Origin of the sequence: Streptomyces sp. NPDC059169 (assembly GCF_042755225.1) — a bacterium.
Classification (GTDB): domain Bacteria; phylum Actinomycetota; class Actinomycetes; order Streptomycetales; family Streptomycetaceae; genus Streptomyces.
In genome coordinates, this window is record NZ_JBHZCF010000008.1 from 166,301 (window position 1) to 179,632 (window position 13,332).

At 71.0% G+C, this 13,332-nt stretch carries 11 protein-coding genes and 1 tRNA gene; 8 read left to right on the top strand and 4 right to left on the bottom strand.

What is annotated here, in order from left to right:
• Positions 1-156: 156 nt before the first annotated feature.
• On the bottom strand, positions 157-678 hold the full coding sequence (locus ACFXOM_RS17135) for a universal stress protein (protein WP_384931422.1): 522 nt from the start codon (positions 676-678) through the stop codon (positions 157-159).
• A 1,014-nt stretch (positions 679-1,692) separates the two neighbouring features.
• Here ACFXOM_RS17135 and ACFXOM_RS17140 point away from each other — a divergent pair.
• From ACFXOM_RS17140 to ACFXOM_RS17150, 3 genes are all read left to right on the top strand, one after another.
• Entirely contained in the window at positions 1,693-2,889 is a 1,197-nt protein-coding gene (locus ACFXOM_RS17140) for a helix-turn-helix domain-containing protein (protein WP_384931419.1), read from the top strand.
• A gap of 10 nt (positions 2,890-2,899) precedes the next feature.
• Positions 2,900-3,502 carry an oligoribonuclease gene (gene orn / locus ACFXOM_RS17145; RefSeq protein WP_384931417.1) on the top strand — a complete coding sequence of 201 codons (603 nt, stop codon included), beginning with the start codon at positions 2,900-2,902 and terminating at the stop codon, positions 3,500-3,502.
• A gap of 113 nt (positions 3,503-3,615) precedes the next feature.
• A tRNA-His gene (locus tag ACFXOM_RS17150) sits at positions 3,616-3,688 on the top strand.
• 132 nt (positions 3,689-3,820) lie between these two features.
• Here the strand turns inward: ACFXOM_RS17150 and ACFXOM_RS17155 are convergent.
• Together ACFXOM_RS17155 and ACFXOM_RS17160 are read right to left on the bottom strand one after the other, a co-directional pair.
• Entirely contained in the window at positions 3,821-4,042 is a 222-nt protein-coding gene (locus ACFXOM_RS17155; RefSeq protein ID WP_384931414.1) for a hypothetical protein, read from the bottom strand.
• 820 nt (positions 4,043-4,862) lie between these two features.
• Positions 4,863-5,945, bottom strand: coding sequence for a LacI family DNA-binding transcriptional regulator (locus tag ACFXOM_RS17160; protein WP_384931411.1), 1,083 nt, complete (start codon positions 5,943-5,945; stop codon positions 4,863-4,865).
• A gap of 222 nt (positions 5,946-6,167) precedes the next feature.
• Between ACFXOM_RS17160 and ACFXOM_RS17165 the strand changes: the two genes are divergently transcribed.
• The 5 genes from ACFXOM_RS17165 (at position 6,168) to ACFXOM_RS17185 (ending at position 11,664) form a co-directional block, all read left to right on the top strand.
• Entirely contained in the window at positions 6,168-7,481 is a 1,314-nt protein-coding gene (locus tag ACFXOM_RS17165; protein WP_384931408.1) for an extracellular solute-binding protein, read from the top strand.
• The gene (locus tag ACFXOM_RS17170; RefSeq protein WP_384931405.1) at positions 7,478-8,518 is read left to right on the top strand and encodes a carbohydrate ABC transporter permease; all 1,041 of its coding nucleotides are present in this window, start codon (positions 7,478-7,480) and stop codon (positions 8,516-8,518) included. The genes ACFXOM_RS17165 and ACFXOM_RS17170 overlap by 4 nt, the downstream gene beginning before the upstream one ends.
• The gene (locus ACFXOM_RS17175) at positions 8,515-9,366 is read left to right on the top strand and encodes a carbohydrate ABC transporter permease (protein WP_384944933.1); all 852 of its coding nucleotides are present in this window, start codon (positions 8,515-8,517) and stop codon (positions 9,364-9,366) included. Before ACFXOM_RS17170 ends, ACFXOM_RS17175 begins: the two co-directional genes overlap by 4 nt.
• A 64-nt stretch (positions 9,367-9,430) precedes the next feature.
• Positions 9,431-10,831 carry a GH1 family beta-glucosidase gene (locus tag ACFXOM_RS17180; protein ID WP_384931399.1) on the top strand — a complete coding sequence of 467 codons (1,401 nt, stop codon included), beginning with the start codon at positions 9,431-9,433 and terminating at the stop codon, positions 10,829-10,831.
• On the top strand, positions 10,825-11,664 hold the full coding sequence (locus tag ACFXOM_RS17185; protein WP_384944935.1) for an alpha/beta fold hydrolase: 840 nt from the start codon (positions 10,825-10,827) through the stop codon (positions 11,662-11,664). The genes ACFXOM_RS17180 and ACFXOM_RS17185 overlap by 7 nt, the downstream gene beginning before the upstream one ends.
• Positions 11,665-11,752: 88 nt before the next feature.
• Here the strand turns inward: ACFXOM_RS17185 and ACFXOM_RS17190 are convergent, their stop codons facing one another.
• Complete coding sequence (locus tag ACFXOM_RS17190; RefSeq protein WP_385038359.1) at positions 11,753-13,237, bottom strand: cellulose binding domain-containing protein; 1,485 nt, start codon at positions 13,235-13,237, stop codon at positions 11,753-11,755.
• Between the last annotated feature and the right edge of the window lie 95 nt (positions 13,238-13,332).

A 13,332-nucleotide genomic window follows, 5' to 3' on the forward strand; every position in this document is an offset into this window, starting at 1 on the left:
TTCGTGCGCGCTTAGGTGCTGTATCCCAGCCACTCGTACCTACCCTTCACAAACGCACAATCCACTCGTACGCATGAGTAGTTTTGACGGTCGTCAAAAAGTTACGCATCAGCGTCCGACCTGGGCGGTCGCGGGGTGCCGCGAGGGCTCGGGGCGTCAGGGGATGACGATGACGGGGCGCTGTGCACGGCGCGCCAGACGTCCGGCGACGGAGCCGAAAATGCGCCCCACGATCCCGTGAGTGGAGCCCACGACGATGGCGTCGGCCGAATACTCCCGGCCGACCTCCTCGAGTTCGTGACAGATGTCGCCACCGCGCTCCACGAGGATCCACGGCACTTCGGCGAGGTAGTCGGCGCAGGCCAGCTCCAGCCCGAGCACCTCGGTACGGTGGTCCGGCACGTCGACGAAGACCGGCGGCTCGCAGCCTGCCCACACGGTGGTGGGGAGGCGGTTGGCCACGTGCACGATGATCAGTCCGGAGCCGGAGCGACGGGCCAAGCCGACGGCGTACGCGAGGGCCCGCTCGCTGGACATCGAGCCGTCGAAACCGACGACGACTCCGTGCCGGAAGGCGGGGTCGCAGGAAGGGCGCGCCTCTTCCGCCGCCTGCAGGTCCGACAGGGGGTCGGCGACCTGCTTGCGGTCCGCGGGTTCGGAGTATTCGTGACCGGCCATCGGTGTCTCGGGGGTTAGATCCTCATGGGAGGGCAACGGTGAGCGGCGGAGCTGTGTCCGGGAATCATCTTCCCAACCCCATACCCCCAAGGGTACGGCGACACTCCTCCTCTGCCCAGGGCACAGAGCCCTACTCACGGCGTTCCACGGAGCATGCACGAGCACGCTCCGTATGGCAATGGCGCCTGCACCGTACAGGCTTCACCCTGCGCCCCGGGCGACCCACCCGGGCACCCCCGCCTCCGGCACCCGTCACACCCTCGTGGAACACGGACCGAAAGAAGGACGGCCCGGAGGCGATGGGTCCACATCCGGACCGGCCGCCGCCCGCCTCCGGCGATCGATTTCCGCGAACCACGGCACGCCCCGTACAGACGTCAACCATCCCGTACAGGACTAAACCATCGCGTCCGAATCCCCCTCCCCCCTCAGGAACACCACCGGAGCCCCCCGACGTCCGCGACAGCGGCGCACCGGATCCGGCCCCGAGGACACCACGGGCGCACGACACCCCGAACGGGCCGCTGGAACCTCGGTCCGGACCATCTACCCATGTGGCGTACAGCACATCTGAAGCCAGGGCGCACGATGCTGGCGCACGGCGCACACGAAATACGCCGGGAGGAACCGGGGTCGACATACGTGCAACCGAATGTTTCAAGCCAACTTCACGTTCCCGGCGTGTCCTTGGCGAAATGGCCCGTCAACCCCCTTGCCACCTGGGAGGAAAGGACCACGGACGCGCCGCTCACCCTACGGGGACGGGCCATGCATGCGTCGCCCACTTCCCACCGGGGCCCGCAGGTGGAACGCTTCGTGATCGAATGCTTCGCGCCAAGTTGCCTTGTCGACAATGTGCCGGATCGGGAACTTGTCACGCCGGCGCCACGGGACGCAGTAGATTCGATCATGAGTATCGAAGTCTGGGGACTCGTGCAAACCGAGGGGAAACGTGCAGGAGCGACAGGCCCGACAGGAACGGGGAGACGCGAACACCGAGGGGGGCTTAGCGTCATGAGTCAGGACTCCGCCGCACCGGAGGTTGCGCGGAAACTTTCCGGGCGCCGCCGCCGCGAAGTCGTCGCGGTGCTGCTGTTCAGCGGCGGCCCTATCTTCGAGAGTTCCATCCCGCTCTCGGTGTTCGGAATTGACCGTCAGGACGCCGGAGTTCCCCGCTACAGGCTGCTCGTGTGCGCCGGGGAGGACGGACCGCTGCGGACCACCGGCGGCCTCGAACTCAGCGCACCGTACGGGCTGGAGGCGATCGGCAGGGCCGGAACGGTGGTGGTGCCCGCCTGGCGGTCCATCACCTCTCCGCCGCCACAGGAAGCGGTCGACGCGCTGCGCCGGGCGCACGAGGAGGGCGCCCGCATCGTCGGACTGTGCACCGGGGCGTTCGTCCTGGCGGCCGCCGGGCTACTGGACGGCCGTCCGGCGACCACGCACTGGATGTACGCGCCGACCCTCGCGAAGCGCTATCCGTCGGTCCACGTGGACCCGCGGGAGCTCTTCGTCGACGACGGGGACGTGCTGACCTCTGCCGGGACCGCAGCGGGAATCGACCTCTGTCTGCACATCGTGCGGACGGACCACGGCGCGGAGGCCGCCGGGGCCCTGGCCCGCAGGCTGGTCGTCCCACCGCGGCGCAGTGGCGGTCAGGAGCGCTACCTCGACAGGTCTTTACCAGAGGAAATCGGCTCCGACCCGCTCGCCGAGGTCGTGGCTTGGGCCCTGGAACACCTCCACGAGCAGTTCGACGTGGAGACGCTGGCCGCGCGTGCGTACATGAGCCGGCGGACCTTCGACCGCAGGTTCCGCTCGCTCACCGGGAGCGCTCCCCTGCAGTGGCTGATCACCCAGCGGGTGTTGCAGGCACAGCGGCTGCTGGAGACGTCCGACTACTCGGTCGACGAGGTCGCCGGTCGCTGCGGCTTCCGCTCGCCGGTGGCACTGCGCGGTCACTTCCGGCGTCAGCTGGGGTCGTCGCCCGCGGCGTACCGGGCCGCCTACCGGGCCCGGCGCCCGCAGAGCGACTCCGGTCCCGCCCCGGTGCCGGAACCGGCAGTGCCCGCCCAGGCCTCGGCACACGCCGTGCGTCGACCAGGAGCACCGGGGCTGGCCCAGGCCAACCCACTGGATCCGGGCAGGCCCGGCTCCGATGCGTACGCCTCCGGGCGTCCGGCGCTCCCGGGTCAGCGGAGTGCGCCCTAAGGTAGGACGCATGAACGATCGCATGGTGTGGATCGACTGCGAGATGACCGGGCTCTCGCTGACCGACGACGCACTCATCGAGGTGGCCGCGCTGGTCACCGATTCGGAACTGAACGTGCTCGGTGACGGGGTGGACATCGTGATCCGCCCGCCGGACGCGGCGCTCGAGACGATGCCCGAGGTGGTGCGGCAGATGCACACCGCCTCGGGCCTCCTCGACGAGCTCGCGGCCGGCACGACGCTCGCCGACGCCGAGGAGCAGGTCCTCGCGTACGTGCGCGAACACGTCAAGGAGCCCGGCAAAGCCCCGCTGTGCGGCAACTCGGTCGGCACCGACCGCGGCTTCCTGCTGCGCGACATGCCGAAGGTGGAGGAGTACCTCCACTACCGGATCGTCGACGTCTCCTCCGTCAAGGAACTGGCCCGCCGCTGGTACCCGAGGGCGTACTTCAACAGTCCCGAGAAGAACGGGAACCACCGGGCACTCGCGGACATCCGCGAGTCCATCGCCGAGCTGCGCTACTACCGCGAGGCGATCTTCGTGCCGCAGCCCGGCCCCGATTCGGACACGGCCAAGTCGATCGCGGCCCGCCACGTCCTGCCCGCGCAGTAGGGCCGGACGGTCCGAGTCGCGGGTCCGCGGCGAGGGAACAGAAACGCTGGCGCGAGCACCCCTTCGGACCCTGTACACTTTTTCTCGGCCGGTCGGGAAAAGGACCGGTCGTGGTGGGTGTAGCTCAGCTGGTAGAGCACCTGGTTGTGGTCCAGGATGCCGCGGGTTCGAGTCCCGTCACTCACCCTGATAGACAGAGGGCCGACCTGCTGAAGCAGGTCGGCCCTCTGTCGCGTTCCCTCCCCGGCGCCGGCGGGGAAGGCTCCGACCCAGGGCACCGGTGATCGCCTCCGGCCGGTCCGGCGCCCGCGACCGCCGTCACCCGGACGAATCCGCCCAGGCGTCCGGGCCGCCGCCGCGCCACTCGATCAGCTCCGGGTCGTCGATCGCGGTATCGGCCTCCGGCAACTCCGCGCGGCGCACGAACTCCAGCAGATCGAGAAGGTGGTACGCCACGCCGACGCGCTCGCCACGGATCGTCACCGGTCGGCCGCCGCTCTGCGACACCGGATGGACGATCACTGGGGGCTGCTCTGCCATGCCCCCAGCGTCCGTCCGGACGCATCCCTGCGCATCCGGACGGCACGCGGTAGGTGACCCGTCCGCCGGGCTCCGGCCGCCGCCGGCAGGGATCCGGCGGGCACGAGGCGGCTCCGACCCGTTCCCTCATCCGGGTGGCCGGCGCAGGTCCGCACCGCGGCCCACCGGTCCGCCCAGCAGGCTGGGACCGACTGGAGGAGACCGCATGCTGCACCAGCCGCCGCTCTGCCCACACTGTCCGGACAAGCCGACGCTGTGGAAGGAGACCTCGCGTACCGCCCCCGGCTGTCCCGACAGGTGGCGCTGGTACTGCGCCGGGTGCCACGGCGACTGGGAACCAAGCCCGCGGCACAAGTTGAGGTTCACCTACGGGACACCGACCGGATCGGCTCCGGCCGCCCGGTGACGCACGGGGCCGACAGACCGCACCCCGGCCCGGGAGCGCCCGCGCGGCCTCGTGCGCGGCCCCCTGCCACGGCGAACCCCCGAGGCCCGGTCACCGGTCGCCCGTGGCGCCCCGCCCGCGCCCGTACGCCGCCGGGCGCGGTGATGACGCGCCCTCACCACGACGCGGGTCAGGCGTCCGCCCGCCCTTCATCGGGCCGCCCAGCGGCCCGGCTACGACCGGTGCGCACCGGCGGGCGGGCACGAGCCAGCTCCGGTACGCGCCGGACAGCAGGGCGCGTGCCGAATCGCTGGGCGCACCCGCGAGCGGTGCGCGTGGGCCTGCGGTACACGTGGGCGAGCGGTGCGCATGGGCGCGTGCTCCCGGGCGCCCACGCGCCCTCCGGGAATCCCGACCGGCCGGGAATAGGAACGCTCACGACGAGTCGCGCACGACCAGCTGCGTCGGCAGGACGATCTTCGGGCGGTCCGGTGCGTCCGCTCCGGTGATCTCCTGGAGCAGGAGACCGGCCATCGTGCGGCCCATTTCCTCGATCGGCTGACGCACGCTGGTGAGCGCGGGATCCATGTGACGGGCCACTGCCGAGTCGTCGAAGCCCACCAGTGCGACGTCGTCGGGGATGCGCCTTCCCGCTTCGCGCAGCACCTGCCGTGCGCCCGCTGCCATGACGTCGGAGGCGGCGAAGACCGCGTCCAGGGCGGGGCGGCGTTCCAGGAGGTCCCGCATGGCGCGACGGCCGCCCTCTTCGGTGAAGTCCGCGGGCGCGATCAGCCGCTCGTCGGGACCGACGCCCGCCGCGGCGAGCGCCTCCCGATAGCCCTCGAGGCGGCATTGCGCGCCGTACACGTCGAGGCGCCCGGTGATCGTCGCGATGGCACGCCTCCCCCCGGCCAGGAGGTGGCGCACGGCGGCGCGGGCCCCTTCGGTGTTGTCGGAGTCGACTGCGGCGAGCGGTTCGTCAGCCGAGCGGCGGCCGCTGATCACCGTCGGGATGCCGAGCTGCTCCAGCAGCTCCGGCAACGGGTCGTCGGCGTGTACGGACACCAGCAGCACGCCGTCGACGCGCCCGGCCGCCAGGTAGTCGGCGAGCCTGCGCCGCCCGCGGTCCGACCCCGCGAAGGTCAGCAGCAGCTGCATGTCGGTGTCGGAGAGGACCGCGCCGACACCGCGCACGATGTCGGAGAAGTACGGTTCGGCGAAGAAGCGGGCCTCCGGCTCGGGCACGACCAGCGCGACGGCGTCCGTGCGGTTGGCGGCCAACGCGCGAGCCGCTCGGTTGGGTACGTACCCGAGCTCGGCCACGGCGGCTTCCACGGCGGCCCTGGTCTCGTCGCTCACCCGCGGGGAGCCGTTGATGACCCTGGACACCGTGCCGCGCCCCACGCCGGCGCGCGCCGCGACCTCCTCGAGGGTGGGTCTGCCCGCACCGCGCCCCGAACTCCTGCTCCCGGTGCGGGCGGCGCCGCCCGCACGAGGTGCTCCACGGCGATCCGCCATGTCCGCCTCCCCGGTCTCCCGTGGCCGAGAACAATACGCGCCGGGCGCCTTGACACCCCTCCGGGGAGCCGCGACCCTTCAACACATCACGTATGGGAGCGCTCCCACAGTACCTCGCCCTTACACGACCCGCACGTTCCCCGCCCGAGCCGCATGGTTCAACGAACGCGCGCGCCAAGCCAGTTGCCCGGGGTCGGCACGTCAGGGGACAAGGAGGACGCCATGCGCAGGACCGCAATCCTCGTGACCGCCGCAGCACTCGGTGCCGCGCTGCTCGCCGGTTGCGCCGACGACGCAGGGGAGCCCCCGGGCGGCGCCTCGGGCGCAAGGAGCGGCAAGGACGGCAGAACGACGATCACGGTGGGAGTCTTCGGTGCGTTCGGACTCAAAGAGGCCGGGCTCTACGACGCGTACATGAAGCTCCACCCGGAGGTCGAGATCAAGCAGACCTCCATCGAGCGCAACGAGAACTACTACCCGCAATTGCTCACCCACCTGGGCAGCGGGAGCGGCCTCGCCGACATCCAGGCCGTCGAAGTGAACAACATCGCCGAGATCACGGCGACCCAGGCCGACAAGCTGCTCGACCTTGGCAGGACGGACGGCGTGCGCAAGGACGACTTCCTGCCCTGGAAGTGGGCCCAGGCCACCGACGGGAAGGGGAAGACGGTCGGACTGGGCACCGACATCGGGCCGCAGGGCATCTGCTACCGCAAGGACCTGTTCGCCGCGGCCGGGCTGCCCACCGACCGGGAGTCCGTCGGCAGTCTCTGGGCGGGCGACTGGCACGCGTACCTCGCGGTGGGCGAGCGGTACCGGGCGAAAGCCCCTCGAGACACGGCGTTCGTGGACTCGGCCTCCGGTGTGCTGGCCGCGATCACCGGCGGGAGTGCCAAGCGGTTCTACGACGAGGACGGCCGTCTCGTCTACAAGTCGAACCCGGCGGTGAAGGATGCCTGGGACATCGCCGCCGCCTTCGCGACACGGCGACTGACCGCCAGGCTCCAGCAGTTCACGCCCGCCTGGGACCAGGGCTACGCCAACGGCACGTTCGCCACCGTGTCCTGTCCCGCGTGGATGCTCGGGTACATCCAGGACAAGGCGGGCGCTGCCGGCAAGGGCACGTGGGACGTCGCCGCGGCACCCCGCCCCAGCAACTGGGGCGGATCGTTCCTGGTCGTCCCGGAAGCCGGCACGCACAAGGCCGAGGCGGCGAAGCTCGCCGCCTGGCTGACGGCACCGGAACAGCAGGCGAAGCTCTTCGAGGAGCGCGGGAGCTTCCCGAGCGCCAGCGCCGCCTACGCGCTGCCCACCGTCTCCGACGCCCGGCACGCGTACTTCGGCAACGCCCCGATCGGCCGCATCTTCTCGCGGGCGGCCGAGGGTGTCCCGGTGACGATCGTCGGGCCGAAGGACCTGGTCATCGCCCAGAACCTCGCGGACGTCGGCATGTTGCAGGTCGACCAGAAGGGCCGGTCCCCGCAGGAGGGCTGGGACGCCGCGGTGAAGGCCATCGACAACGCGCTCGACCAGTGAGCGGGCCCGCGACCGGTACGGCAGGAGCCGTGCCCTCCGCCCTAGGGTCCCAGGGGACGGGGGGCACGGCGGGCCCCCGGCTCCAGGCCCCTTACGGCGGGGCGCGGCGTCGCGCCCGACGCAGTCGCCGGTACCGGCAGGACGTACGGTGGAGCCCCTATGCCTTCGTGGCACCGTTCTTCGTGTTCTTCGCGGCGTTCGGGCTCTTCCCGTTGCTCTACACCGGCTGGGCCTCGTTGCACCGGGTGGAGCTGACCGCGCCGACGGACATGCAGTGGGTGGGAGTACGGAACTTCTCCCGGCTACTGGAGGACACGTTCTTCTGGAACGCGCTGGGGAACACCTTCACCATCGGGCTGATGTCCACGGTGCCGCAACTGCTCATCGCCCTGGGCGTCGCGCACCTGCTCAACTACCGGCTGCGGGGCTCGGCGTTCTTCCGGGTCGCCGTGCTCACTCCGTACGCCACGTCGGTGGCTGCCGCGACCCTGGTGTTCGTCCTGCTCTTCGGCCGCGACTACGGGATGGTCAACTGGGCCCTGGGGGCGATCGGAATCGGTCCGGTCGACTGGCAGAACGGCTCCTGGACGTCGCAGTTCGCCGTGTCGACGATCGTGATCTGGCGCTGGACGGGCTACAACGCGCTGATCTACCTGGCGGCGATGCAGGCGGTTCCGCACGACCTGTACGAGTCGGCAGCGCTGGACGGCGCTTCACGCTGGCAGCAGTTCCGTCACGTGACCGTTCCCTCGCTGCGCCCGACGATCCTCTTCACCTGTGTGGTCTCGACGATCGGGGCGACCCAACTCTTCGGCGAGCCGCTGCTCTTCAACGGCAGCGCGGTGCCGAACGGCGGCGCCGACCACCAGTTCCAGACGCTCGGGCTCTACATGTACGAGCAGGGCTGGGTGAACCTCCACCTCGGCCGGGCCTCGGCGATCGCCTGGACGATGTTCCTCCTCCTGCTGGTGATCGGCGTCGTGAACCGGTTGTTCGCCCGCCGGCTCCAGGCCGGTACGGAAGGACGGCCGACGTGACGACGAAGCGACGCTCCTCGGCCGGACGCCAGCTGCACGCCGGGCGGATCACCTACGCCGTGCTGATCGTGTTCACGATGGGGTCCCTCTTCCCGCTCGTGTGGACGGCGGTCGCCGCGTCCCGCACCACCACGAGGCTGGCGCAGACTCCCCCGCCCTTCTGGTTCGGCGGGAACCTCCTCCAGAACCTGGAGATCGCCTGGGCGGATGCCAACATGGGGGTGGCACTGCTCAACTCGACGATCGTCGCGGGCTCGGTGGCAGCGGGGACCGTGGCATTCTCCACCCTCGCCGGTTTCGCCTTCGCCAAACTCCGCTTCCGGTTCAAGAACCTCCTCATGCTGCTCGTGATCGGCACGATGATGGTGCCGCCACAACTCGGCGTCGTGCCCCTGTACATGCTGGTCGCCGAACTGTCCTGGACCGACCGGCTGCAGTCGGTCGTCCTGCCCACGCTCGTCAGCGCCTTCGGTGTCTTCTTCATGCGGCAGTACCTGGTCCAAGCGCTCCCCACCGAACTTGTCGAGGCCGCCAGGGCGGACGGCGCGAACAGTTGGCGCGTGATCTGGCACGTCGTCCTCCCGGCGGCGCGGCCCGCGATGGCGGTCTTGGGCATGCTGACCTTCGTCATGGCCTGGAACGACTTCTTCTGGCCGATCATCGCCCTGACCCAGAACGGCAGCCCCACCGTGCAGGTGGCATTGACCGGACTCGGCCGCGGCTACATCCCGGACCAGTCGGTGATCATGGCCGGTGCGCTGCTGGGCACCCTTCCGCTGCTCCTCGTCTTCGTGCTCTTCGGCCGGCAGATCGTCGGCGGCATCATGCAGGGCGCCGTCAAGGGCTGACCCCCGTCGCCCTCTCCTCCTCACGGCGTCACCTCCGCATCCCCGCACACGTTGGGAGTCCTCCATGCCCGTCAGCTTTCCGCCCGGCTTCCTGTGGGGCACTGCAACCGCCGCCTACCAGATCGAGGGCGCGGTGCGGGAGGCCGGCCGCACGCCGTCGATCTGGGACACGTTCAGCCACAGTCCCGGCAAGGTGCGGAACGGGGACACGGGCGACGTCGCCGTGGACCACTTCCACCGCCGCGCCGAGGACGTCCGGCTGATGGCGGACCTCGGGGTCAACGCGTACCGTTTCTCGGTGTCCTGGCCCCGGGTCCAGCCCACCGGGCGTGGCCCGGCGGTCCAGCGCGGCCTCGACTTCTACCGGGCGCTCGTCGACGACCTGCTACAGCACGGCATCACGCCGGTGCTCACCCTCTACCACTGGGACCTGCCACAGGAACTGGAGACGGCGGGCGGCTGGCCGCAGCGGGAGACGGCCCGGCGGTTCGCCGACTACGCGCGCATCGTCGCCGAAGCGCTGGGCGACCGGGTGGAGCGCTGGACGACACTGAACGAGCCCTGGTGCAGCGCCTTCCTCGGCTACGGCTCGGGCGTGCACGCCCCGGGGCGCACGGACCCGGTGGCCGCACTGCGCGCCGCGCACCACCTCAACCTCGGCCACGGGCTGGCCGCGCAGGCGCTGCGCAGTGTCCTGCCGGCGCGCGCGCACCTGTCGGTGAGCCTCAACCCCAGCGCGGTCAGGGCCCGAACGCGGTCGTCGGCGGACCTGGACGCCAGGCGCAGGATCGACGCCCTGGCCAACAGGATCTTCAGCGGTCCGATGCTGCACGGCGCGTACCCCGAGGACCTGCTCGCGGACACGGCACACCTCACGGACTGGTCCTTCGTCCGCGACGACGATCCGGCCGTCATCCACCACCCGCTGGACTCGCTCGGCATCAACTACTACTCACCGTCCGTCGTGTCCTCCGTCCCCGCTGGCGACCGGGCGGTGACGGACGGTCCCGGCACCGTTGCGCACTCCCCGTGGCCCGGCGCCGACCGCGTCGCCTTCCACCAGCCGCCCGGCGAAGTCACCGACATGGGCTGGACGGTGGACCCCAGCGGGCTGTACGAGCTGCTCATGCGCCACACCAGCGACGTACCGGGGCTGCCGCTCGTCGTCACGGAGAACGGGGCGGCCTACCCGGACGTGCCGGCCGCCGACGGCACCGTCCACGACCCGGACCGGATCCGTTACTTGCACGGTCACCTGTCCACCGTGCACCGCGCCATCGCCGACGGCGCGGACGTCCGCGGCTATTTCCTCTGGTCCCTGATGGACAACTTCGAATGGGCCTACGGTTACGGCAAGCGCTTCGGCGCCGTGTACGTCGACTACGACACGCAGGCCCGTATCCCGAAGTCCAGCGCCCGCTGGTACGGGGAGCTGGCCAGGACAGGGGTGTTGGGAGATTGCTGACGACCGACGACGGGGTACGGCTGTGGGCCGAGCGCACGGGGAGGGGCGAGCCGCTCGTGCTGTGCCACGGCGGCCCCGGCCTGTGGGACATGTTCCGCGAGGTGGCCGGACAGCTCGCCGACCGGGCCGCCGTGTACCGGTGGGACCAGCGCGGCTGCGGCCGCTCCGAGCGCCGCGGACCCTACTCGCTCGCCCGCTCGGTGGCTGACCTGGAATCCGTGCGGAGGCACTTCGGCCTGGAGCGGATGGCGCTGCTCGGCCACTCGTGGGGGGCGACGCTGGCGTTGAGGTACGCACTGGAGCACCCTGATCGCGTGGCACGGCTGGTGTACGTGTCCGGGACGGGGATCGGCCCCGATGCTGGCTGGCACCCCGCGTACCGCCGCGCCTTCGCGCGCGGCCTCGGCCCCCATCGTGAGCGGTGGGAGGCCCTGCAGGGCCGGCCCCTGACGGAGACGGAGGAGCGGGAGTCCTGCGTCCTGCGATGGTCGGTGGAGTTCCCCGACGTCGACCGCGCCCTGCAGGAAGCCGCGCGGATGGCCACGCCCTGGTACGGCGTGAACGTCGACTGCAACCGCACCATCGCCGCGGAGCTGTCCGGGACCCTCGGCACCCAGCGGTGGACCGCCGAGTGCGCTGCCCTGCGGGTCCCCGTGACGATCGTGGACGGGGCGCTGGACATCCGCCCCCGTTCGGCCGTCGACTCCCTGGAATCGGCGCTGCCGCACGTCGAGCGGATCGTGCTCGGTGGTGCGGGCCACATGCCGTGGGTCGAGGACCCCGGGGGGTTCCGGACCGCCGTGCTGGGCGGGACGGTCGCGCCCGGCCGGTAGGCGGGGGGCCGCAAAGGACACGCCCCGACCGGATGGGGGGAAGAACCGGTCGGGGCGCGCGGGTGGGGGAGCTGGGTGGTCGCTGCCGTCACGAACGGGCGGCGAAGGCCTTGGTGAAGGCCAGCGGCTCCTGGAGGATGGAGCTGCAGGTCGGATCGGCGGCGTTCTTCGCACCGCCCGGGCACTGCCTGTCGCGTGCCGAGGACCACATCGCCAGCCGGCCGATGCCCTTCGACCGTGCGAAGTCGACCAGCTGGGTGGCGTCGTCAGGGGTGAAGACCTCCACCGCGACATCGTTGACACCGATCATCGGCGTCACGGCGACCAACTTCCAGGCTGCCGCGTCCGAGAGTCCGAACACACCCTTGACCTGCGCCTGCGTGGCAGTGGCCGCCTGGACGGCATAGTCGCCCATGTCGCCGCTGTAGGCAGGACCGTAGTCCATCGCCATGATGTTCACCGCAGAGGTCCTCACGCCGTTCTTCTTCGCGTCGGCGAGCAGGTCGACCCCGGGCTGGGTGAGGCCCTCGGGCATCACGGGCAACGTGAACGACACGTCAAGGCCGGGGTGCTCCCTCTGGAGCTCGGCGATCGCCTGCGCGCGACGGGAGTTGGCCGCGGTATCCGGCAGAGCGGCGCCCTCGATGTCGAAATCGACCTTGGTGAGCTCGTAGTGGTCGACGACCTTGCCGTAGGCCGCGGCGAGGTCTTCCGGCGAGGAGCAGTTCAGGGCGAGCTCGTGGCCGGCAGCGCCGCCGAAGGACACCCGGACGTCGCCGCCCTTGGCGCGCAAGGCGTTGATCTGCGACGCGACCGTGTCGTCGCCGAGGCCGGTGACGCCTCCCCAGAGCGGAGCGCAACCGCCGCCGGAGGTGACGAAGGCCAGGGTGAAGTCCTTCACCCCCGTTTTGGCCGCGGTGTCGAGGAGGTCGTAGGCCGGGAACAGCGAGGTGTCGACATAGGGGGCGAAGCTCGCCCCGGCTGCCGTCGGCCGTGTGGCGGTGGCGGTCGGCGCGGGGGTGGTCGTCCGCGTGGGCGCGGTCGTGGCGGTCGGGTTCGCAGTCTTCGTCGGGGCCGGGGTGGAGCCGGGCGTGGGCCGGCCGGTCGGCCGCCCGGTCGGCTGCGGAGTTGATCCCCCACCGGCCGTGCACACGGCATTGTTGATCAAGCACCCCGAAGGATCGCCCGGCTGGCCGCTCGCCGCGGTCACGAAGCCGACGGTGACGGACGCACCGGGCGCCAGGTCCTCGTTCCAGTGCGCGGGCCTCACGGTGACGTGCCGCCCGCTGACCGTGTGCTCACCGTTCCACAGCGAGCTGAGTCTCGTCCCTTCGGGAAGGTCGAATTCGAGGTTCCAGCCCGACTGCACCGCGCCGGTGTCATTGGTGATGACGTACTGCCCGGTGTAGCCGCCCTCCCAGGAGCTGGTCCGCGTGTACGCGGCGCCCACCGCGGCCGCCTGCGCCGTACCGGTGAGCGCGAAGGCGGCACCGCCGATGACCGCGGCGGCGACGACGGCGCCCACCGCCCTGGTCCTGCCGCTCGCCCGGCGCCGGTGCGTGCTGGTGCCCATCGTGCCTGCCTCTGTATGACGGAGTGGGGGTGGATGAAGCAGCACGCTAGCCCCACGGGATCGGGCAAACACCGCGAACCGGGTGGCGGTTGCTG